Source organism: Pseudomonas sp. Z4-20, from assembly GCF_051131955.1.
Taxonomy (GTDB): domain Bacteria; phylum Pseudomonadota; class Gammaproteobacteria; order Pseudomonadales; family Pseudomonadaceae; genus Aquipseudomonas; species Aquipseudomonas marvdashtae.
The window spans coordinates 4,519,615-4,541,257 of sequence record NZ_CP071641.1; the positions used below are offsets into that span (position 1 = coordinate 4,519,615).

21 protein-coding genes are annotated in these 21,643 nt (G+C 61.8%); 5 read left to right on the forward strand and 16 right to left on the reverse strand.

All coding sequences use genetic code 11. The annotated features are described in order from the left end of the window. Positions 1-43: 43 nt before the first annotated feature. Positions 44-3,109: an efflux RND transporter permease subunit gene (locus tag J3P82_RS20735; protein ID WP_434558461.1), complete on the reverse strand. Its 3,066-nt coding sequence runs from the start codon at positions 3,107-3,109 to the stop codon at positions 44-46. Between the two features lie 6 nt (positions 3,110-3,115). Further along, complete coding sequence (locus tag J3P82_RS20740; protein ID WP_434558462.1) at positions 3,116-4,216, reverse strand: efflux RND transporter periplasmic adaptor subunit; 1,101 nt, start codon at positions 4,214-4,216, stop codon at positions 3,116-3,118. A 94-nt stretch (positions 4,217-4,310) separates the two neighbouring features. Here J3P82_RS20740 and J3P82_RS20745 point away from each other — a divergent pair, with 94 nt between their 5' ends. Further along, positions 4,311-4,946, forward strand: coding sequence for a TetR/AcrR family transcriptional regulator (locus J3P82_RS20745; protein WP_434558463.1), 636 nt, complete (start codon positions 4,311-4,313; stop codon positions 4,944-4,946). Between the two features lie 14 nt (positions 4,947-4,960). Here the strand turns inward: J3P82_RS20745 and J3P82_RS20750 are convergent, their stop codons facing one another. Continuing rightward, positions 4,961-5,743 (reverse strand): class I SAM-dependent methyltransferase, encoded by a 783-nt coding sequence (locus J3P82_RS20750; protein WP_434558464.1) that lies wholly within the window; start codon positions 5,741-5,743, stop codon positions 4,961-4,963. A 91-nt stretch (positions 5,744-5,834) separates the two neighbouring features. On the opposite strand from J3P82_RS20750, the gene J3P82_RS20755 reads away from it, so the two are divergent. Beyond that, a complete protein-coding gene (locus J3P82_RS20755; RefSeq protein ID WP_434558465.1) occupies positions 5,835-6,455 on the forward strand; it encodes an energy transducer TonB in 621 nt (206 codons plus the stop codon). Positions 6,456-6,458: 3 nt separating this feature from the next. Here the strand turns inward: J3P82_RS20755 and J3P82_RS20760 are convergent, their stop codons facing one another. From J3P82_RS20760 to ppc, 7 genes are all read right to left on the reverse strand, one after another. After that, positions 6,459-7,157, reverse strand: coding sequence for an extensin-like domain-containing protein (locus J3P82_RS20760; protein WP_434558466.1), 699 nt, complete (start codon positions 7,155-7,157; stop codon positions 6,459-6,461). Between the two features lie 16 nt (positions 7,158-7,173). After that, positions 7,174-7,995: an isocitrate lyase/PEP mutase family protein gene (locus J3P82_RS20765; RefSeq protein WP_434558467.1), complete on the reverse strand. Its 822-nt coding sequence runs from the start codon at positions 7,993-7,995 to the stop codon at positions 7,174-7,176. Positions 7,996-8,027: 32 nt separating this feature from the next. Then, on the reverse strand, positions 8,028-8,888 hold the full coding sequence (locus J3P82_RS20770; protein ID WP_434558468.1) for a DUF72 domain-containing protein: 861 nt from the start codon (positions 8,886-8,888) through the stop codon (positions 8,028-8,030). Then, positions 8,888-9,196 carry a hypothetical protein gene (locus J3P82_RS20775; protein WP_434558469.1) on the reverse strand — a complete coding sequence of 103 codons (309 nt, stop codon included), beginning with the start codon at positions 9,194-9,196 and terminating at the stop codon, positions 8,888-8,890. Before J3P82_RS20775 ends, J3P82_RS20770 begins: the two co-directional genes overlap by 1 nt. Before the next feature lie 329 nt (positions 9,197-9,525). After that, a complete protein-coding gene (gene tsaB, locus J3P82_RS20780; protein ID WP_434558470.1) occupies positions 9,526-10,206 on the reverse strand; it encodes a tRNA (adenosine(37)-N6)-threonylcarbamoyltransferase complex dimerization subunit type 1 TsaB in 681 nt (226 codons plus the stop codon). A gap of 94 nt (positions 10,207-10,300) precedes the next feature. Beyond that, positions 10,301-10,951 carry an adenylate kinase gene (gene adk / locus J3P82_RS20785; protein ID WP_434558471.1) on the reverse strand — a complete coding sequence of 217 codons (651 nt, stop codon included), beginning with the start codon at positions 10,949-10,951 and terminating at the stop codon, positions 10,301-10,303. 290 nt (positions 10,952-11,241) lie between these two features. Next, complete coding sequence (gene ppc / locus J3P82_RS20790) at positions 11,242-13,872, reverse strand: phosphoenolpyruvate carboxylase (RefSeq protein ID WP_434558472.1); 2,631 nt, start codon at positions 13,870-13,872, stop codon at positions 11,242-11,244. 193 nt (positions 13,873-14,065) lie between these two features. Here ppc and J3P82_RS20795 point away from each other — a divergent pair, with 193 nt between their 5' ends. The 3 genes from J3P82_RS20795 (at position 14,066) to J3P82_RS20805 (ending at position 15,952) form a co-directional block, all read left to right on the forward strand. Beyond that, positions 14,066-14,410 carry a pilin assembly protein gene (locus J3P82_RS20795; protein ID WP_186611161.1) on the forward strand — a complete coding sequence of 115 codons (345 nt, stop codon included), beginning with the start codon at positions 14,066-14,068 and terminating at the stop codon, positions 14,408-14,410. 287 nt (positions 14,411-14,697) lie between these two features. Further along, complete coding sequence (locus J3P82_RS20800) at positions 14,698-15,111, forward strand: DUF4398 domain-containing protein (RefSeq protein ID WP_014336761.1); 414 nt, start codon at positions 14,698-14,700, stop codon at positions 15,109-15,111. 49 nt (positions 15,112-15,160) lie between these two features. Continuing rightward, complete coding sequence (locus J3P82_RS20805; protein ID WP_434558473.1) at positions 15,161-15,952, forward strand: OmpA family protein; 792 nt, start codon at positions 15,161-15,163, stop codon at positions 15,950-15,952. A 77-nt stretch (positions 15,953-16,029) separates the two neighbouring features. On the opposite strand, the gene J3P82_RS20810 is transcribed toward J3P82_RS20805, so the two are convergent. The 6 genes from J3P82_RS20810 to lysS all read right to left on the reverse strand — a co-directional run bounded on the left by J3P82_RS20810 (position 16,030) and on the right by lysS (position 21,539). Continuing rightward, positions 16,030-16,359: a hypothetical protein gene (locus J3P82_RS20810; RefSeq protein ID WP_186611159.1), complete on the reverse strand. Its 330-nt coding sequence runs from the start codon at positions 16,357-16,359 to the stop codon at positions 16,030-16,032. Beyond that, positions 16,356-17,261 (reverse strand): alpha/beta hydrolase, encoded by a 906-nt coding sequence (locus tag J3P82_RS20815; RefSeq protein ID WP_434558474.1) that lies wholly within the window; start codon positions 17,259-17,261, stop codon positions 16,356-16,358. The genes J3P82_RS20810 and J3P82_RS20815 overlap by 4 nt, the downstream gene beginning before the upstream one ends. A gap of 62 nt (positions 17,262-17,323) precedes the next feature. Further along, positions 17,324-18,601, reverse strand: coding sequence for a flavohemoglobin expression-modulating QEGLA motif protein (locus J3P82_RS20820; RefSeq protein WP_434558475.1), 1,278 nt, complete (start codon positions 18,599-18,601; stop codon positions 17,324-17,326). 36 nt (positions 18,602-18,637) lie between these two features. Then, positions 18,638-19,192 (reverse strand): hypothetical protein, encoded by a 555-nt coding sequence (locus tag J3P82_RS20825; protein ID WP_434558476.1) that lies wholly within the window; start codon positions 19,190-19,192, stop codon positions 18,638-18,640. 27 nt (positions 19,193-19,219) lie between these two features. After that, a complete protein-coding gene (locus J3P82_RS20830; protein WP_434558477.1) occupies positions 19,220-19,936 on the reverse strand; it encodes a TetR/AcrR family transcriptional regulator in 717 nt (238 codons plus the stop codon). A gap of 100 nt (positions 19,937-20,036) precedes the next feature. Further along, complete coding sequence (lysS, locus tag J3P82_RS20835) at positions 20,037-21,539, reverse strand: lysine--tRNA ligase (RefSeq protein ID WP_434558478.1); 1,503 nt, start codon at positions 21,537-21,539, stop codon at positions 20,037-20,039. Positions 21,540-21,643 lie beyond the last annotated feature (104 nt).

Sequence of the window (21,643 nt, forward strand, 5' to 3'; positions counted from 1 at the left end):
GGGAGCAAGCTCCCTCGCCACAGGTTCGGTGTGCCCCTGTTGATCAGGTTTTCTTGACCCTGAACCACGCTGCATACAACGCCGGCAGGAACAGCAGTGTCAACGCTGTCGCCACGATCAAGCCACCCATGATTGCCACCGCCATGGGTCCGAAGAACAGGCTGCGCGACAGTGGGATCATCGCCAGCACCGCCGCCAGCGCAGTGAGCACAATCGGGCGGAAACGTCGCACGGTCGCTTCGATGATTGCCTGCCACGGCGCGAGTCCCGCCTTGATGTCCTGTTCGATCTGGTCCACCAGGATCACCGAGTTGCGCATGATCATCCCCGACAGCGCGATCGTGCCCAGCATCGCAACGAAACCGAACGGCTGGCGGAACACCAGCAGGAACAGCGTGACACCGATCAACCCCAGCGGCGCGGTGAGAAACACCATGGCCGTGCGTGAAAAGCTGCGCAGTTGCAGCATCAGCAAGGTCAACACCACCACGATGAACAGCGGCACACCGGCGTTAACCGACTTCTGGCCGCGGGTCGAGTCCTCTACGGTGCCGCCCACTTCAAGCAAATAACCGTCCGGCAGTTGCGCGCGAATCGGCTCCAGGGTCGGGAAAATCTGCTGCACCAGCGTCGCCGGTTGTTCCTTGCCGTAGATATCAGCCCGTACCGTCACGCTCGGCAAGCGGTTGCGATGCCAGATCACGCCCTCTTCAAAGCCGTACTCCAACGTCGCGATCTGTGACAGGGCAACGCTTTTGCCGTTGTCGGTCGGCACTGCCAGGCTCGGCAGCAACGACAGCTCGTTGCGCTCGTGCACCGTACCGCGCAGCAGGATCTCGATCAGTTCGTTGTCTTCCCGGTACTGGCTGACGCTGGAGCCGGTGAGGGAGCTGCGCAGGAAACTCGCCAAGTGGGCCGTGCTGACACCCAACGCCCGAGCGCGGTCCTGGTCGACGTTCAGGTACACCACCTTACTCGGCTCTTCCCAGTCCAGATGCACGTTGACCACGTGGGGATTTTCGCGAACTTTCGTCGCCACTTTCCGCGCCAGGGCCCGGACTTCCTCGATGTGTTCGCCCGTGACGCGAAATTGCACGGGGTAACCGACGGGTGGGCCGTTCTCCAGGCGCGTGACCCGCGAGCGCAGGGTCGGGAACTGCTCGTTCAGGGTCGAGATCAACCAACTGCGCAACGGTTCGCGGTCTTCGATGGTCTTGGCCAGCACCACGAACTGGGCGAAGCTGGAAGCGGGCAGTTGTTGATCCAGCGGCAGGTAGAAACGCGGTGAACCGGTGCCGACATAAGCCACGTAATTATCGATGCCGGCATGGTCCTTGAGCAGCGCTTCCAGGCGCTTGACCTGCTCGGCGGTGTTGCTCAGGGAGGCGCCTTCCTGCAGCTTCAGGTCGACCATCAATTCCAGCCGCCCCGATGCAGGGAAGAATTGCTGCGGCACGAAACGGAACAACACCACCGAGCCGACGAACAACAGTACGGTCAGCAAGATGACGGTTTTGCGGCGACGCACACACCACTCCACCATCCGCCGGACACGCTGATAAAACGGCGTGCCGTAAGGGTCGGTCTGGCCGTCAGTCGTGCCATGTTTGGCCGCGTGAATTTTCGCCAGGTCCGGCAGGAATTTTTCCCCCAGGTAAGGCACGAACACCACGGCGGCCACCCAGGAGGCGACCAGCGCCAAGGTCACGACCTGGAAAATCGAGCGGGTGTATTCACCGGTGCCCGATTGCGCGGTGGCGATCGGCAGGAAGCCGGCCGCTGTGATCAACGTACCGGTAAGCATCGGGAACGCGGTGCTGGTCCAGGCGAAGCTGGCGGCCTTGATCCGGTCGAAGCCCTGCTCCATCTTGATCGCCATCATCTCCACCGCAATGATCGCGTCATCCACCAGCAGCCCCAAGGCCAATACCAGCGCGCCGAGGGAAATCTTGTGCAGGCCGATCCCCAGGTAATACATCGCCGCGAACGTCATCGCCAGTACCAGCGGAATCGCCAGGGCCACTACCATCCCGGTGCGCAGCCCCAGGGAGAAGAAGCTCACTAGCAACACAATCGTCAGTGCTTCCACCAGCACCTGGACGAACTCGCCGACGCCGGTCTTCACCGCGGCTGGCTGGTCCGACACCTTGCGCAATTGCATGCCGGCCGGCAGGGTGTTCTGGATACGGGCAAAGTCGACCTCAAGGGCCTTGCCCAGAACCAGGATATCCCCTCCTTGTTTCATCGCCACGGCCAGGCCAATGGCGTCTTCGCCCATGAAGCGCATGCGTGGCGCCGGCGGGTCGTTGAAACCGCGGCGCACATCCGCGAGATCGCTGATACGGAACGTATGATCGCCGACGCGGATCGGGAAATTGCGGATTTCTTCCACCGTCTGGAAATTCCCCGAAACCCGAAGCTGCAATCGCTCGCTGCCCGTTTCGAAGAAGCCTGCGGTGGAGACTGTGTTCTGCTCTTCAAGGGCCTGCTGGACCGCCGCCAACGGCAGGCCGAGGGTTGCCAGCTTCACGTTTGACAATTCGATCCAGATCTTCTCGTCCTGCAAACCGATCAGCTCGACTTTGCCTACATCCTTGACCCGTTGCAGCTGCAGCTGGATGCGATCGGCGTAGTCCTTGAGCACGGCGTAGTCGAAGCCATCACCGGTCAGCGCGTAGATATTGCCGAAGGTGGTCCCGAATTCATCGTTGAAGAATGGCCCCTGGACATCCGGCGGCAGGGTGTGGCGGATATCGCCGATCTTCTTGCGCAACTGGTACCACAGCTCGGGAATCTGCGCCGAATGCAGGGAGTCGCGCGCCGCGAAAGTCACTTGGGATTCGCCCGGGCGGGAGAACGAGACGATCTTTTCGTAATCGCCGGTTTCCATCAGCTTCTTTTCGATGCGCTCGGTGACTTGGCGTGACACTTCCTCGGCCGTCGCGCCCGGCCAAACTGTGCGAATGACCATCGCCTTGAAGGTGAACGGCGGGTCTTCGCTCTGGCCGAGCTTGGTGTAGGAAAGCGCGCCGACGATGGCCAGCAACAGCATCAGAAACAGTACGATCTGGCGATTGCGCAACGCCCATTCGGAAAGATTGAAGCCCATCGCGGATTACTCCTTGGCCGTCAGGTTGACCAAACGGTTTGAGCGATCCACCGGCCGCACCTGCTGGCCGTCGAGGAGCACATGCACACCTGCAGCCACCACCCAATCATCGGGGTTGAGGCCCTCGAGCACCGGCACGGTCTTTTCGCCGAACGCACCGACCCGCACCGGGACTTTTTTCAAGGTGCTGTTGGCGTTGACCACCCAGACATACGTCGCACCGTTTTCAGCCGTCAGGGCCGACAAAGGCACAGACAGCGGCACCTCGTCGGTAGCCTGGATAAACACCCGGGCGCTCTGGCCCAATTCCGCCGGGACACTGCCAGCAGTGAAGGCGACGCGAGCAGCGAAGGTGCGGGATTTCGGATCGGCCGCCGGGGAGAGTTCGCGGATGCGTCCGCTGAAGCGTTGATCTGGCTGACTCCACAGCTCCACTGAAACCGGCTGGCCGATCTTGAACCGGCCAAAACCTTGCTCAGGCAGACTGATCAGGACCTCACGCTCGCCGTCGGTAGCGAGCGTGAACACCGTTTGTCCGGCGGACACCACCTGCCCGACTTCCACGGAGCGGCGGGCGACTACGCCGTCCTGGGGCGCACGCAGCACCGAATAACTGGCCTGATTGCTGGCGACGTCGAATTGCGCCTTGATCTGCTTGAGCCGCGCGGCACCGGAGCGATAGAGGTTCTCGGCATTATCGTATTGGGAACGGCTGACCATCTGCCGTTCCATCAAGGTCTTGTAACGGTCACGTTCGGCGCGCACCAGGCTCAGGTTGGCCTCGGCGGCGGCGACCTGGGCACGGCTCGCTTCCAGTTCCAGGCGCACGTCCTCGGGATCGAGTTCCGCCAGGGCTTGGTTGGCCTTGACCCGCTGCCCCTCTTCGACCAGCCGTCGGCTCACTTTGCCGCCAATGCGAAAGGCCAGGTCCGGCTCGAACCGCGCCCGCACTTCGCCGGGATAACTGTCCATCGCCTGGGCCGACGGCTCGGGCTTGATCACCATGGCAGGGCGCACGGCGACTGGCACCGGCTCGTCATGGCCACACGCAGACAATAAAAAAGCCAGGCTGACTGGCAGGGCGAGGGGCAGGACATAGCGGAACATGGTGGATGACCTTTCGCTAATGATGCTTGGAATAATTATACTGGCCAGTATGTTATTAATAGCAAACTCACCAGTCCAGTATTAAAAGCGAATAATGTCGAACAATCTTTCCCCTCCCAGCGGGCCCGGTCGCCCCAAGGATCTGGCCAAGCGCCAAGCCATCCTCGATGCGGCGAAAAGCCTGTTTCTCAGCCAGGGTTACGCCAGCACCAGCATGGACGCGGTGGCGACCGAGGCCGGCGTGTCGAAGCTGACGGTCTATAGCCACTTCAACGATAAGGAAACGCTGTTCTGCGCTGCGGTGATCGCCAAGTGCGAGGAACAGGTACCGCTGCTGTTCTTTGAATGGGCCGATGGCGTTTCGATTGAACACGTGTTGCTGAACATCGCCCGTGGTTTCAACCAACTGATCAACAGCGATGAATCGGTCAACCTGCATCGGTTGATGTTGACCTTGGGCAGCCAGGACCCGAAGCTCTCGAGCATTTTCTATGAGGCCGGCCCACAGCGAATGCTGTCAGGCATGGAAAGGCTGCTGGCCAAGGTCAACCAAAGCGGTGCGCTGAGCATCGACAGACCTCGAAATGCCGCCGAGCATTTCTTCTGCCTGATCAAGGGCGCGGCCAACTTCCGGTTGCTATATGGCTGCGACGGGCCGCAAGACGCCGAAGCGGCCGAGGCCCATGTGCAGGAAGTGGTGGCGTTGTTCTTGCGAGCGTATCGGCCTTAGCCATCGCGCCAGTTTCAGGCCTTGAGCGCCTTCTTCGGGTAGATGTCGTAGCGACTGGACTTGCCTTCGAGCCCATGGCTCGGCTTCGGCCCTTCGATGCACGGAGCCTTGCGCGGGCGCTTGACCACCACGCGGTGGGTCGCCAGGGCCAGCGCCGCGGCGAGCAGCGCCGGGGCATCAGAGTCATCACCCACCAAAGGCCGGAACAGGCGCATCTCCTTCTTCACCAGGGCGGTTTTCTCTCGGTGGGGAAACATCGGGTCCAGGTAGATCACCTGGGGCGGCTCGCCTTGCCAGTCGCGCATCACCTCGATGGCGTTGCCCTTGAGCAAGCGCATCCGCGCCACAATCGACGCGACGTCGAAATCTTCCGCGCCGCGAGCCAAGCCATCCTCCAGCAATGCGCCGATCAACGGTTGGCGCTCGATCAAGTTCATCTCGCAGCCCAGGCTCGCCAACACAAACGCATCCTTGCCCAACCCGGCCGTGGCATCCAGCACTCGCGGGCGCACGCCTTGGGCGATACCGACCGCCTTGGCGATCATCTGGCCGCTGCCGCCGCCGTACAAGCGACGATGGGCCGCGCCGCCCTCGACGAAGTCCACCCGCACCGGCCCCGGCGCCTCCGGCCCCAGTTGCTGCAGCTGCAAGCCCTGCTCACCGACCTGCAGGGCAAAGTCGCCGTCCTCCATCTGCAACGGCAGGCCTAGCTGCCCGGCCCAATACTCGGCGCGGGGCTGGAACGCCGGGGCCAAGGCCTCGACGTGGATGCGGCAGGCTGCGGATTGCTCGATCATGAAAACACGCTCAAAAAATTAAGGATCGGCAAAAACGGCCGATAACAACGGTGAACGGCATTTTGCCAGAGCTGAGCGTCGACCGAGAAAAATGTCAGACATTCAATCCACATCGATAGGCGTTATCTCCCCTTACGGCGATTACAGCCTGCGTAACACCCAAGCGCTGAGCGGCGTCAGTCACCTGTGGCAGGATTTTTTTGCCCGGGCCCTGGCCGATCAACTGGGTGATGACGCACCGGCACCTGGCAGCTACCAGCCAGTGCCCCTCGATGAAGCGGTTGAACCGACCCTCGGCGCCGAGTTGCTGGAGCACATCATCAGCCAGCGCACCTGCGACGTGACCGAAACCCAGGTCAAGCCGCCTGAACCGCTGTTCCTGCCGATCGCCGAGTTCGAACTCGACCTGCTCGACAAGCCCTTCCCGCCCTTCCCAGCGGAAGAAATCGTCGCCCAGCAAAAGCAACAGACCTTCGAAAGCAGCTGGGTTCGCCCACTCGTCCTTACCGCCGGCCAACCGCTGCCGGAGCCCGGCCCGGCGCCGCAGCCGCGTCCATTGCACCTGCCAATTGCCGAGTTCGAACTCGACCTGCTGGACAAGCCATTCCCGCCGTTCCCGGAAGAAGAATTGGTGGCGCAACAGAAACAACTCGACTTCGATACCCGCTGGGCACGCCCGATCGTGCTGCAGAACCTGCGTATCGCTGCCTGATTCCTACCGACAAATCCACCATGGCCCCACATCCAAGTGGAAATGGTTGCGGTGTGCGGCGTTGTAGTCCGGACTCAAGACCACACTGAACATGTCGCAGGCGCCGTCGCGCACCTGACGCAGGAATTGCGCATCGGTGCCCTCCTTCGGCCAATCCCGGAGCACGCTGACCGTCCGCCCGTCAGCCAGGCGAAACCCGGCAATGTCCAGCGCGCTGGCAGTGGCGTGTTGGCTACGCGCGCCCGTTTCACGGCCGTACATGTTGCGGCAGGCAAAGCTGCCCAAGTGATCGACCCGGGTGACTTTCTGCCCGTACACCGTCGCCGCTGCCGGCTGCAGCGCGTGTCGCTCGAACAGCGCGAAGGCCACCGCCAGCGGACAACTGGCGAGAAAACTGCTGCTTAGCGCCACCTCCCCGCCCTGCACCCGCAACACGTTGGTCAACGGACACGAAGTATTCGCGCCGCTGTTCGCCTGGCGAGCCGTCCGAAGCCCCGACGTCGCGAGCGCCTGGTCGCACAGCTGCGGATCGTTGCGCAGGGCCATCAGCTTGTAGCGAGTCAGCAGATTGGGTGGAGCACCGACGTCCAGCGGCGCCCAGGGATTCCATTGCGGCGGCACCGACAACCAGCCGCGCCATACCGCCAACACCGCGACGCCAATGATCAGCGCCAATACCATCAGTCCTTTCAAAAACCGCACGACAACGCCTCGGGCATCAGCCCTTGAATAATTGATTGGCCTGGTTGAAAGGCATTGAACGACGGGTAAAGGTGAAGGTGCCTTGCTGTTGGATTTCCTCGGCAGCGCGGAAGAACTCGCCGAACGCCGCCAAGGCCAGGGCCGATCCGACGCTGATGCGCTTGACCCCCAGTTCGCTCAACTGCTCCACAGTGAGGTCCAGCGCGCCGGACATCAACACGTTGACGGGCTTGGGCGCCACGGCCTGTACCACCGCGAGGACTTGTTCGGCGCTGCTCAAGCCGGGTGCATAGAGCACGTCGGCACCGGCGTCGGCAAACGCCTTCAGGCGCCGAATCGTGTCGTCCAGGTCGGGGTTGCCGTGCAGGAAATTCTCCGCCCGGGCGGTCAAGAGAAAAGGAAAAGGCAGGCTGCGCACCGCATCGGCCGCAGCCTTGACCCGCGCCACCGCGTGTTCGAAAGCATAGATCGGGCTGTCCGAGCGACCCGTGGCATCTTCGATCGAGCCGCCCACCGCACCGGCTTGCGCCGCACGCAGCAGGCTCTGGGCACATGCTTGGGGCGCGTCGGCAAAACCGTTCTCCAGATCGACCGCCACGGGCAAGTCGGTGGCCGCCACGATCGCCCGGACATTGGCCAACGTATCGCCCAGCCCCAAAGCGCCATCGGGCCGTCCCAACGAGAAAGCGTGACCGGCGCTGGTCGTCGCCAATGCTTCAAAGCCGAGGCTGGCCAGCATCTTCGCTGAACCCGCATCCCACGGATTGGGGATGACAAACGCCCCTTCGCGTTCGTGAAGGGCCTTGAACGCCTGGGCTCGCCGGGTTTGCGCATCCATGAAAGTCGCTCCTGAGCTGTGGAAGAGTCGCCTCAGAGCAATCCCAGTTGCTCAGCGGCGGTTTCTCTATATAGCTCAGGCAGGGCCGGCAAGCCAGGCAAACGATCCATCAATCGGCTGTGGAAATGCATCGCGAGCTTTGCCGCCAGGAGGTTGTCGGCGGTGTGCAGGAACATATAGGGCGTGCGCCCTTCTTCGATCCACGTGGCGATTTTCTCGACCCACGGCGCGAGGAACGGCTCGTTGGCCTCCACAACCGGATGCCCGATGAAGCGCACCTGCGGGCACTGCGTGAAAGCCGCCGGCCGCGTCGGCACCCGTGGCTTCTTGTATTGCGCGTCGATGACCGAAGGGGCGGTCGAAGCGCAACTGAACAGGCCCCGCGGGTCGAGGCAAATGCGTTCGACGCCGCGATCGACCAACAGGCGGTTGAGGCGGCGTTCGACGTCGCCCTTGGCAAAGAACTCATGGTGACGCACCTCGACGGCCAGTGGCCGTTGAAACGCATCGATGAACGCCGCCAGCTCCGGCAGGCGATTGGGCGTGAACGCCTTGGACAGTTGCAGCCAGAACGGCGAAACCCGCTCGCCCAAGGGGCTCAGTAATTGGATAAAGGTTTCAGTAGCAGTCAGATGTTCGCGCAAATCGCCGCCGTGGCTGATGTCACCTGGGATCTTGGCGGTGAAGCGAAAGTGCGCGGGCATGATCTCGGCCCAGCGCTGCACAGTGGCCATGGACGGGCTCGCGTAGAAGGTCGTGTTGCCTTCCACGGCGTTGAATACTTGAGAGTAGAGATTGAGGAAATCGGTGCTCTTGGCGTCCTGGGGATAAAGATAATCGCGCCAGGCGCTTTCGCTCCAGGACGGGCAGCCCAGGTAATAAGGCAACCGCATCAGATGTAGAGGTCGAGCCCCAGCACTTCCATATCCCAATCGACGAAACCGGCGGTGCTCAGGTAACTGGCCAGCGCGGTGGCGACGCTGCGGCTCATGGCGCGGTGATACAGCATGTCTTGCTGGCGAGCGGGAAGATTGCCCAAGCGCTGCGCAGAGGCTTTCGCGGCACGGGCGGCCGACTGCTCCTCAGACGGAAACTCCAGCTCACCCTCGATATCATCGAAGTTTTCCGGCTCAGCGGCTTTACCCGCACGAGGCCGACGCTTGATGGGGTAGGACTGGGATGAAACGCCGTCTATACGCATAACAGAATGCTCGGTATCAATGATGGCAATTTAGCGGCACATTCGTGTCCGCGCAAATGCGCAAGTGATAACTAGAACACATAAAGCCAAAAAGGTTTAAAAACCGGCAAAAAAAGTGACGACTGGCAATTTTGAGTGTGACTTTTGGATGGGGGAGTAACTTTTTGACCTTGCCAGAGATAAGTCGATGCCCTTGTGGCGAGGGAGCTTGCTCCCGCTGGGGTGCGAAGCAGCCCTCAGCTAAGTGTATGACCCACCACTTTGCGAACGCTACGCACTCGAGCGGGAGCAAGCTCCCTCGCCACAAGGGCTTTCACTTGAAAATGAGATCAGGGCCGCTCGGACTTGGGCGTGGCGACCTTGTCGCGTAGATACACCGGCTGCGCATCGTCAGCCGGGATGGCTTCGCCGCGTTCCCAAGCGAAGCGTGCCACGGTCAGCAGGTCTTCGGCATGAGGCAACATCGAGGCGTCCTGGCCGATGAGACTGACGCCGATCCGCTCGCCATAGCCCCAGCCAGTCCCGGCACCGAACCAGTCCCCGCTGGTATCAGCCGGTAACGCCGCCGCTTCGGGAGGCAACACCGCTTCCGCACCGACCAGGCGCATCTCACCGGCGGTTTCGCGATAGCAGCCCCAATACACCTCGTCCATGCGCGCGTCGATGGCCGCTGCCACCTGACGCGCGCCGTGCTCACGCAGGGCCCGCTGGGCCAGCACCGCCAGGTTCGACACCGGCAAGACTGGGCGTTCCAAGGCAAAGGCCAGGCCCTGCACGACGCCAATGGCGATGCGCACGCCGGTAAACGCCCCCGGGCCACGACCAAAGGCGATCGCATCCACAGCTTGCAAGGTGATTCCGGCATCGCTGAGCAATTGCTGGATCATCGGCAGCAATTTTTGCGCATGCAGGCGTGGGATCACCTCGTAATGGCTCGTGACCTTGCCGTCATGCAGCAGGGCAACGGAGCAAGCTTCAGTCGCGGTGTCCAGGGCCAGCAAGGTGCTCATCGATGTGTCCGTAAATCAGGTGGGAAAAAAGTGCGCCAGTATAAACAACTCCGGCCCGCAAGCGGGCCGGAATTGATGCAACTGATCAGGCTTTTCAGCTCAAGGCTGCAAGCACCTTGGCAGTGATCGCTTCAACCGAACCGACGCCCGGGATATGGCTGTATTTCGGTTTGCCGCCGTTCTTGGCGGACAGTTTCTGGTAAAACTCTACCAGTGGCTTGGTCTGCGAATGGTAGACCGACAGGCGATGACGCACGGTTTCTTCGGTGTCGTCCTTGCGCTGCACCAGCTCCTCACCCGTCACGTCGTCCTTGCCTTCGGTTTTCGGCGGATTGTAGACGATGTGGTAGACGCGACCGGAAGGCTCATGCACGCGTCGACCGGCAATACGCTGGACGATTTCCTCGTCCTCAACGGCAATTTCAACCACCGCATCCAACTCGACACCCGCCGTCACCAGGGCATCAGCCTGCGGAATGGTGCGCGGAAAACCATCGAACAAGAAGCCATTGGCGCAGTCGGGTTGAGCGATGCGATCCTTGACCAAGGCGATGATCAGGTCATCCGATACCAGGCCGCCGGCATCCATGATGCTCTTGGCCTGAACACCCAATGGAGTGCCAGCCTTGACCGCGGCGCGAAGCATGTCGCCAGTGGAGATTTGCGGGATACCGAATTTTTCGGTGATGAACTTTGCCTGAGTACCTTTACCGGCCCCGGGAGCTCCCAGCAGAATGACGCGCATCGATGTGCTCCTCAATTTTTTTATGTAAAACGCTCGGATTCGCCTCGTGGGGCCAATCTTCGAAAAACTTGATCGTGACCGCCCAAACGGCCAAAGGCTGATCAAGATACACAGCGGGCCCGACCCACACAAGCCGCCGAAAGTCGGAGTAACCCGCGCCGCACGCGACCTTCGTAGGGGGTGATGAGCGTCGCAACCGGGCAACAAACTGTCGCCTGGTCGACCTCCCTGCCCCTGCAAACAGCGATGCCCGGACATGCCGGGCGCGCGGTTTTTTGACCCTTCGGGAGTTAGCCGGTGTTGCGCAAACCGGCGGCAATCCCTGCCACAGACACCAGCAACGCCTGTTCCACGGGGCTGCCTTGAGCCACATCCTGTTGCCGCGAACGGGCTAGCAGCTCGGCCTGCAACAGGTGCAGCGGGTCGAGGTAGGTATTGCGCAGGCTGATGAATTCCAAGGTATCTGGGCTATGTGCCAGCAGCTGCGACTGGCCGGTCAACCCCAGGACCACGGAGCAGGCCTGCGACAATAGGTCGCGTAAATGCTCACCCAGCGGCAACAGCGCCGGCTCCACCAAGCGCTCGTCGTAGGAAAGCGCAATGTCGGCGTCGGCCTTGGCCAGCACCATCTCCAGCATATCGATGCGAGTCCGGAAGAACGGCCATTGCTCGCGCATCTGCGCAAGCAATTGGCCCTCGCCCCGCTCCAGCGCCTTGCCCAGGGCCGTTTCCCAGCCGAGCCAGGCCGGCAACATGAGGCGGGTCTGGGTCCAGCCGAAGATCCACGGAATGGCCCGCAGGCTTTCGATACCACCGGCACGACGCTTGGCCGGACGGCTGCCCAACGGCAGCCGGCCGAGCTCCTGCTCCGGCGTGGACTGGCGGAAATACTCGACGAATTGCGGATTCTCCCGCACCACGGCGCGGTAGGCATTGACGCCGTCAGCGGCCAGTTCGTCCATCAGGTGCCGCCATTCGGGCGTGGGCGGCGGCGGTGGCAACAGGGTCGCTTCGAGCACCGCGGCGAGGTACAGATTGAGGTTCTGTTCGGCGATGTCCGGCAGGCCAAATTTGAAACGAATCATTTCGCCTTGTTCGGTGGTGCGGAAACGTCCGGCCACCGAACCCGGCGGCTGGGACAGGATCGCCGCATGCGCCGGGCCGCCACCACGGCCGACGGTGCCACCGCGACCATGGAACAACAGCAGTTCGACTTGCTGCTCGCGACAGATGTCCACCAACCGCTCCTGGGCGCGGTATTGCGCCCAAGCCGCCGCCGTGGTCCCGGCGTCCTTGGCCGAGTCGGAGTAACCGATCATGACTTCCTGCGGTCCTTGCAGGCGCGAGCGATAGCCCGGCAGCAGCAACAGCCGTTCGATCACCGGCCCGGCGTTGTCCAGGTCAGCGAGGGTTTCAAACAGCGGCACCACCCGCATCGGTCGCAGCACACCGGCTTCCTTGAGCAGCAACTGCACCGCCAGCACATCGGAAGCCGCGCCGGCCATCGAGATCACGTAGGAACCCAGGGACGCCGCTGGCGCCGCCGCGACTTCCCGGCATGTCGCCAGGACCTCGGCAGTGTCGGCCGATGGCTGGAAATAGGGCGGCAACAGGGGACGACGGTTGTTCAGCTCATCAAGCAGGAAACCGATGCGCTGTTCCTCGTTCCATTCCTCGTAACGCCCCAGTCCCAGGTAATCGGTGATTTCGGTCATCGCCGCCGTATGGCGCGTCGAGTCCTGGCGCACGTCAAGGCGCACCAGGAACAGGCCGAAGGTCACCGCCCGACGCAGGCAATCGAGCAGCGGTCCGTCGGCGATCACGCCCATGCCGCAGTCATGCAGCGACTGGTAGCACAGCTCCAGCGGATCGAGCAGTTCACGATTGTCCTGCAACACCTCGGCGGTGGCCGGCGTCGTGGCCTTCAAGGAAGCCTGGGCCCAATTGCGCGTGGCCCGCAGGCGTTCGCGCAATTGCTTGAGCACAGCGCGATAGGGCTCGGCGCTGTCACCGGCCTGGGCGCGCAAGGCCTCGCTGGCTTTCTGCATGGACAAGTCAGCGGCCAGATGGTCGACGTCGCGCAAATACAGGTCCGCCGCCATCCAGCGCGCCAGCAGCAACACCTCGCGAGTGACCGCGGCGGTGACGTTCGGGTTGCCATCCCGGTCGCCGCCCATCCACGAAGCAAAGCGGATCGGTGCGGATTCCAGTGGCAGGCGCAGCCCGGTGGCGGCGTGCAGGGCCTGGTCAGCCTTGCGCAGGTAATTGGGGATGGCGTGCCACAGCGAATGCTCAATCACCGCGAAGCCCCACTTGGCCTCGTCCACCGGCGTGGGTCGGGTCCGGCGGATTTCTTCGGTGTGCCAGGCCTCAGCGATCAACCGCTGCAAGCGCGTATGGATCTGCGCACGCTCGGCGCTGGTGAGGTCGCGGTGGTCCTGGGCTGCCAGCTGCGCAGCGATGGCGTCGTACTTCTGGATCAGCGTACGTCGGGCCACTTCCGTCGGGTGGGCGGTGAGCACCAGTTCGATATCCAGCCGCGCCAACTGCCGGGCCAGGGATTCGGCGCCATGGCCTTCGGCTCGCAGGCGCGCCAGCAATTCGGGCAGCACCCTTGCTTCGAACGGAGCTGGTTTGGATTCTTCGCGCCGATGGATCAGTTGGTACTGCTCGGCGATGTTGGCCAGGTTGAGAAACTGGTTGAACGCGCGCGCCACCGGCAGCAGCTCATCCTCGCTCAATTGGTTGAGGCTGGCGCTCAGCTCGGCGTCCATGGAGCCGCGACGGTCAGCCTTCGCGCCCTTGCGGATCTGCTCGATCTTGTCGAGAAAGGTGTCCCCGTACTGCTCGCGAATGGTGTTGCCCAGCAGTTCGCCAAGCAGGTGGACATCCTCACGCAAGCGGGCATCGATATCGGTCATCGGCAGTTCTCCAGCAAAAAGGTCCGGACAGCTTTGTAGAAGACAGCTCCTGAGAAGAGAGTGCCGATGCCGGTCGTTTATGACAAGCGACGAAGGGACTTTAAACCTTGTCGGACAAAGCTAGTCTCATGAATAAGCCACACAACGGCTTGTCACTATCGCGCCTGCCACGAGCAGGCCCACTGAGGCCATCATGAAAATCCGTGAACTCGCCCAGCATTGGGAAGAAAACGCCAAGGGTCACCTGACCCAGACCGGCTACTCGATTCATCTGGACGTGGAGGCCGCTGCGCGACTGGCGGCGATCTGCGACATGTATCCCAAGCGCCAGCCTGAGGAACTGCTCGGTGAATTGATCGGCGCTGCGCTGGAGGAGCTCGAAGCGAGCTTTCCCTACATCAAGGGTTCACACGTCGTCGCCACCGACGAGGAAGGCGACCCCCTGTATGAAGATGTCGGGCCAACCCCGCGCTTTCTCGCGCTGTCCCGCCGTCACTTGCAGCAACTTTCTTCGCAGAACGACAAGTCCAGGCACTGATCCCCTCCTCCATTTTTGCGCGATTCCCGGCACTGCACTGGGTTTCAAGGTGCCGGGCATACCGCCGCATGCCGTGAAAGTTCAGCTTTTTCGCGCCTGACCGATCAGTCAGCATTTCTTTTGGCGATTGGCCATCCCTGCCTGAACTTTTGAAAAACGCCTCGGGTCACACCGAGTAACCATACTGGAACGGCCGTTTAAATAAACGCGCCCTGGCGCCAGCGCCAAAACAGACGTCACGGCTTCGGTCCCAGCATGGATAAGTGTTTTTTTTCAGGAGTTTTCCAATGGAGTTGAAGCCTATGAATACCTGCACTGCCAAACCCTCATCCACTGGCCTGCGCGGCCTGAAGTTGGCTGCCCTGGCTATCGGTAGCAGCTTCATCCTGGCCGGTTGTGCCGGCAATCCACCTTCTGAGCAGTACGCAGTCACGCAATCGGCGGTCAACAGCGCCGTCAGCGCCGGCGGTACCGAGTTCGCTGCAGTGGAAATGAAATCGGCCCAGGACAAGCTCAAGCAGGCCGAGATCGCCATGCACGACGAGAATTACGAAGAGGCCAAGCGTCTGGCCGAACAGGCCGAGTGGGACGCCCGCGTCGCCGAGCGCAAGGCCCAGGCCGCCAAAGCCGAACAAGCACTCAAGGATTCCCAGAAAGGGGTTCAGGAACTGCGTCAGGAAGGCATGAACAAGGTTCAGTAAACCTGTCCACGCCACGACGTACTTCTCAACGATAAAAGGACGACAGACTATGACGCACAAACATTTCATGATGCCCGCCCTGCTCGCCGCCTGCGTAGCCCTGGCCGCTTGCTCCCACGACCCGAACGCGAACCTGGAACAGGCCCGCACCAACTACAACGGCCTGCAGGCCGATCCAGCCGCCACTAAAGTCGCCGCCCTGGAAACCAAGGACGCCGCCGAATTCCTGGCCAAGGCCGACAAGGCCTACCTGGACAAGGAAGACGAAGCCAAGGTTGACCAACTGGCCTACCTGACCAACCAGCGTGTCGAGGTGGCCAAGCAGACCATCGCCCTGCGCAACGCCGAAGCCGAGCTGAAAAACGCCGGTGACGAACGCGCCCGCGCCCTGCTCGACGCACGTAACGCGCAGATCAAGCAGCTGCAGGACAGCCTCAACGCCAAGCAGACCGAGCGCGGTACGCTGGTGACCTTCGGCGACGTGCTGTTTGCCACCAACAAGTCCGACCTGCGCACCAGCGGCATGACCAACGTGAGCAAACTGGCGCAGTTCCTCCAGGAAAACCCGGATCGCAAAGTGATCATCGAAGGCTATACCGACAGCACCGGCTCCGACGCGTACAACCAGTCGCTGTCCGAGCGCCGCGCCAGTTCCGTGCGTACCGCCCTGGTAAAAATGGGCGTCGACCCAGCCCGCATCGTGACCCAGGGCTACGGCAAGGAATTCCCGGTGGCAGACAACACCAGCGTCTCGGGCCGTGCCATGAACCGTCGTGTGGAAGTGACCATCTCCAACGACAACCAGCCAGTCGCCCCGCGTTCGACCATGAGCGCGCAATGATCGGCTGACCGCATGACAAAAAGCCCCGCCTGGGTTCGCTCAGGCGGGGCTTTTTATTGCTCACACAATGGAGTCGCTCAGGGCTGCAGTTTTTGCGGCGTTTCCTGGCCCATGCAGCGCACGGCACGCTTCTTCTGGTTGATCAGCACGCCAGTCAGGCCTTTCTGCTCGGTGTCGAACAACACCAGCACGCCATCGATACATTGGGCGACCTGTGGCGCAGGCTCCAGGGCGACTTTGTAATCTTCACCCGGGACGGTCTTGAGCATGGTGAACTGGTCGAGCAGCAACGCATCCTCGGGCTTGGCGAAATGCAGGTAACCGTAATACCAGAGCACCGCGACGGTGCCGAGGATGCTGCAGATGCCGGTGATGATCAGGGGGATGGCGTTACGTTCTTCGCTCATTGCGGGTTCTCGGGTGATTCAACGGATGATTTCGGGTAATTCGCAACCTCGCCCAGGCGGCGCAGGCCGTCGAAGTGCTGGGGATCGTCGAGGTAACGCAGCATCACGGTTCGCCAGGTCGGGTCGGCGAAGGTTTGTACATGCCCGCCCCGCGTCAATTGCAGGACCCGGGGTGGCGGCGCAGCTTGATACAAGCGGATGCCATTGGAAAGGGGCACGATGGGATCGTCGAGGCTGTGGTAGATCAGTTTCGGCACGCCAGTCAGTTGCGCCATCGAGCCGATGGCGCTGTCACCGTCCGGCACCCACCATGACAGCGGCACTTGCAACGCCCAGGTCAGCCATGACGTGCCCAAGGCAAAACGGCCGACGTCGCGATAACTGGCGGGCACGCCGTCGAGCACCACCGCCTTGAGCTGCCGCTGGCGCTGGGGATGTTCGACAAGGTAATGCACCGCCAGCGCGCCGCCCAGGCTCTGGCCGAGCAACACCAGCGGCTTGCCCTGGACGTCGGGCGACTGGTCGAGCCATTGGAACGCCGCGTCGATGTCCTGGTAGATCGCCGGCAGGCTCGGCTCACCTTCGGAGACGCCATAGCCACGGTAATCAATCATCAAGACTTGATACCCCTGCTCGGGCAACCACCAGCTCCCGCCCAGGTGCCAGGCCAGGTTGCCGCCATTGCCGTGCAGATGCAGCACCGTGCCCTTGACCTCGACGCCCGGCTTGGCCGGTAACCACCAACCGCGCAGCTTCAGGCCGTCAGCGGTGGTCAGGGTGACGTCGCGGTATTCGAGCTTGGCCCGCTCCGGCGTGAAAGGCAGGCCGCGCTCCGGGTAGAACAGCAGGGAGCTGCAACCGCTCAGGGCCAACAACAGGCAAATGATGCCGAGGGTTCGCATCCGGTGCAGCCTCGCAAGTCAGAAGTTGAACGCAGTCCCCCTGTGGTTGGACTTCGTGATGCTTAAAGGATGTTGGAATAATCCGCTTCGATCCGGTCCAGGCTCAGATGGTTCAAGAAGTTGGAGAAGCACATCCAGGCCGACAGCGCGTTCATGTCGCGAAATTGTTCGGGCAGGTACTTGGGCGGGACGACCAGGCCTTCGTCCACCAGTTGCCGCAACGTGCGCATGTCCTCAAGGGTGGTCTTGCCGCAGAACAGCAGCGGCACTTGCTCCAGCTTGCCTTTGCGCACGGCCAGCTGAATATAGTTGTAAACCATGATGAAGCCCTTGAGGTAGGACAAGTCCTTGGTGAATGGCAGACCGGTCGGCACCGAGCCACGGAAAACCCGACTGGCGTTGCCATAGCTATCGGCCATTTCAAAACCTTGCTCGCGGAAGAACTCGAACACCTGCAGGAAATCGGCCCCCTCCTCCACCATGTGAATGGCGCGGGTGCGGTTGGTGAGCTTGCGCAGGCGACTCGGGTAAGAGGCGAAGGTGATGATTTCCATCAGGATCGCCAGGCCTTCCTGGGTCACCGTCGACGAGGGTGGGCCCTTGGACAGGAAGGTGCAGATCGGCTGGTTCAAACCGTTCAGGGTGGTGCCGACGTGCACCAATCCCTCATGGACTTCCAGGGCCCGCACGTCTCGCTCATTGAACATCGCATCGGTGCGAATCTTGATGTAGTCGGCGCCCGCCGCCGCGTCGGCCACGATGCCGTCGGACTCGAACACGCGGATGGTTTCCTCGGCTTCGCCAAACACCCGGTTGAGGCGGTGTTGCAACAGGCTGACGGCTTCCTTGGCGCTGAGCTCCTTGGGTTCGTCCTTGAGGTCGCCACGGCCGTCGATGTTATTCAGATAATCGGAGAGCATCAGGCCCAGGTCGGCCAGGGTCGGGTCACCGGCATGAAAGGCGTCGGAGGCGGCGCCGTACAGTTCCTGGGAAATTAGCCCGAAATCCTCGGTGCCGCGCGCTTCGAGCATGCGCACCACCATGCGGTACTCCTTGCACATGCGCCGCATGATCTGGCCCACCGGGTTGAACTGCCCAAGCTGGCGGGTGATGTCGCGCTCGATGTTCTGGAATTCCAGCTTCACCTTGCTCGAATCGAACGCCAGCGGTCGGTTCAGGTAATAGTCGCGGTCCACGGCAGGCATTTCCTTGCCCTTGGCCTTGAGAAAGCCCTTGCGGATGCTCTCGTCCCACTTCACCGCGTCGAGAATGCGAATCGGCGTTTGCGCCAGCACAATGCGATCGGACAAGTTGCGTATCGTCTGCTGGTAATCGTCCACCCGGAACTCCTGTGAAAAAACGTCCGTTTGTTGCAGTTATTGGGGTTGGGTCAGTCGTTGGTAGCGCACGGCTTCCGAGAACACATCGGAGTTCGCCGGGTTGTCGAGATAGCTGAAGACCTTGTCCATGTCACTGTCCACCAACACGCCGTCGCCTTCCTCGCTCTGGTTCGGCTGGCCGCTGAGGATCTTCTGGCTGATCGCCTGGTTGATTTGGTCCAAGTCCAGGTTGTAGACCACCAGTTCCTGCTTGTCGGTCAGTTCGAAGCCGGCGATGACAAAATGTCCGCCATACCGGGCCGGCACCTTGGCCGACAGGTACCAGCGGCTGCCGTGACGGGAGACGGTCAGGGGAATGGCTTCGCGCTCCTGGGGCTTGGCCCTGAAGTAGCTGATCGCCTGATAGCGATGCTTGCCGACCTCCGTCAGCTCCAGGTTCAGCGGTTCACCCCAGGCATTGGTGCTGGTCCACTGGCCAAGCAGGCCATTGGGCGCGGCTTCGCTGTCGGGCAACGGCGCCTTGAACGACACCAGGCAACCACTGAGCAACAGCAACGACACGGCCAGCACGACGGCACGCCAGGCTTTCATTTGAACTCCCTATGGCAACAGTTCGGGTTACACCGACGCCAGTACCAGGTGCATGTAACGGGTCAGGATGCCAAGCATGTCTTCATCGGCTACCGGCTCGGCGCCATTGAGCAAGCCCTGATATTCCATCCGTCCGATAATCGCCGTCAACACTTTGGCATCCTGTTGCGGCTCACGCGAGCCCAAAACCTGGAAAAACTGACACGTCCCGTGCAGCAGGATTTGCTGATGGGAGCGTACCAGTTCGGCCAGGCGCGGGTTGAGCAGCGCTTCCTGGCGGAACGCCTGCTCGGCCATCAGGTAATCGCGACGACTCTGCAATTGATGCTGCACGTAGTCCGCCGTCATCCGCGCGATGTCGTCCGCCAGCTGCGAGCGTGCTGCCGCGCTGCCGTCGCCATAGGCGACCATTTCGCGCAACAGGCCTTCATTGTTGGTCCACAGCTTGGCCATGAAGGCCGCGCTACGTTCCACGTATTGAGCGAAGGTATCGGTGAGCAGGTCATCGATGTCCTTGAAATAGTAAGTGGTGGCCGACAGCGGCACGCCCGCTTCAGCAGCCACCGCGCGGTGTCGCACCGCCCGCACGCCATCGCGCACCACGATGCGCATGGCCGCGTCGAGAATCTCCTGGCGGCGCTGTTCACTGCCCTGTCGGCTGGCCTTGCGGCCCTGGTACTGAACACTTTCAGCGACAGCAGTGGCGACGCCCGCTGCACCTTCTGGAGCCATTGCACGATTCACGACAGGTCTTTCCTCGCTAGTCAGAAGTAACCATTTGATACGTTTGTACCAGACAGGCAATAAAAAGCCGCCCATCGAGGCGGCTTTTTAACTGAAACACTTACGCTTGGGGCCGCATGTGCGGGAAGAGGATGACATCCCGGATCGACGGTGAGTTGGTCAACAACATCACCAGGCGATCGATCCCGATGCCTTCGCCAGCCGTCGGCGGCATGCCGTACTCCAGGGCACGGACAAAATCGGCGTCGTAGTGCATGGCTTCGTCGTCACCCGCGTCCTTGTCGGCCACCTGGGCCATGAAGCGCTCGGCCTGGTCTTCGGCATCGTTGAGCTCGGAATAGGCGTTGGCGATTTCACGACCACCGATAAACAGCTCGAAACGGTCGGTCACGCTTGGGTTCTCGTCGTTGCGACGGGCCAGCGGCGAGACTTCGAACGGGTATTGGGTAATGAAATGCGGCTGTTCCAGCTTGTGCTCGACCAGCTCTTCGAAAATCATCACTTGCAGCTTGCCCAGGCCTTCGAAGCCAAGGACTTTGGCGCCGGCCTTCTTGGCGATGGCACGGGCCTTGTCGATGTCCTGCAGGTCGGCGGCGGTGATCTCAGGGTTGTACTTGAGGATCGAATCAAACACCGACAGGCGCACGAACGGCTCGCCGAAGTGGAACACTTTGTCGCCGTACGGCACGTCGGTGGTGCCCAATACCAACTGCGCCAGCTCGCGGAACAGTTCTTCGGTCAGGTCCATGTTGTCTTTGTAGTCAGCGTAGGCCTGGTAGAACTCGAGCATGGTGAACTCGGGGTTGTGCCGGGTCGAGACGCCTTCGTTACGGAAGTTGCGGTTGATCTCGAAGACCTTTTCAAATCCACCGACAACAAGCCGCTTGAGGTACAGCTCCGGCGCGATACGCAGGAACATTTCCATGTCCAGGGCGTTGTGGTGGGTCTCGAACGGCTTGGCCGCCGCGCCGCCAGGAATGGTCTGCAACATCGGCGTCTCGACTTCGAGGAAGTCACGCTTCATCAGGAAGCTGCGGATGTGGGCGATGACCTGCGAGCGCACGCGGAAGGTGTGGCGCACGTCTTCGTTGACGATCAGGTCGACGTAGCGCTGGCGATAGCGCTGCTCGGTGTCGGTCAGGCCGTGGTGTTTGTCCGGCAGCGGGCGCAGGGACTTGGTCAACAAGCGCACGCTGGTCATTTCGACGTACAGGTCGCCCTTGCCGGAACGGGCCAGGGTGCCTTCGGCGGCAATGATGTCGCCCAGGTCCCAGGTCTTGACGGCCGCCAGGGTTTCTTCCGGCAGGGTCTTGCGGTTGACGTAGACCTGGATGCGACCGGTCATGTCCTGGATCACCAGGAACGAACCACGATCGAGCATGATGCGACCGGCGACCTTTACTGGAATCGCCGCCTCGGCCAGCTCTTCCTTGGTCTTGTCCGCGTACTTCTTCTGCAGGACGTCGCAATACGCGTCGCGGCGGAAGTCGTTAGGGAAGGCCTGGCCCTTGGCGCGCTCGGCAGCAAGCTTTTCCTTGCGCAGGGCGATCAGGGAGTTTTCTTCCTGTTGCAGGGCTTGCGGGTCGAGTTCTAGGTCGCTCATGTCTTTAAGGTTTCCATCACAGGTTCGTTGCCCCCGGCCCCGGGGCCGGAGTTTGCGGGCAAGCCTCGCTCCCGAGGAAGCGTGCCTGCCCGCCGCGTGGGTGT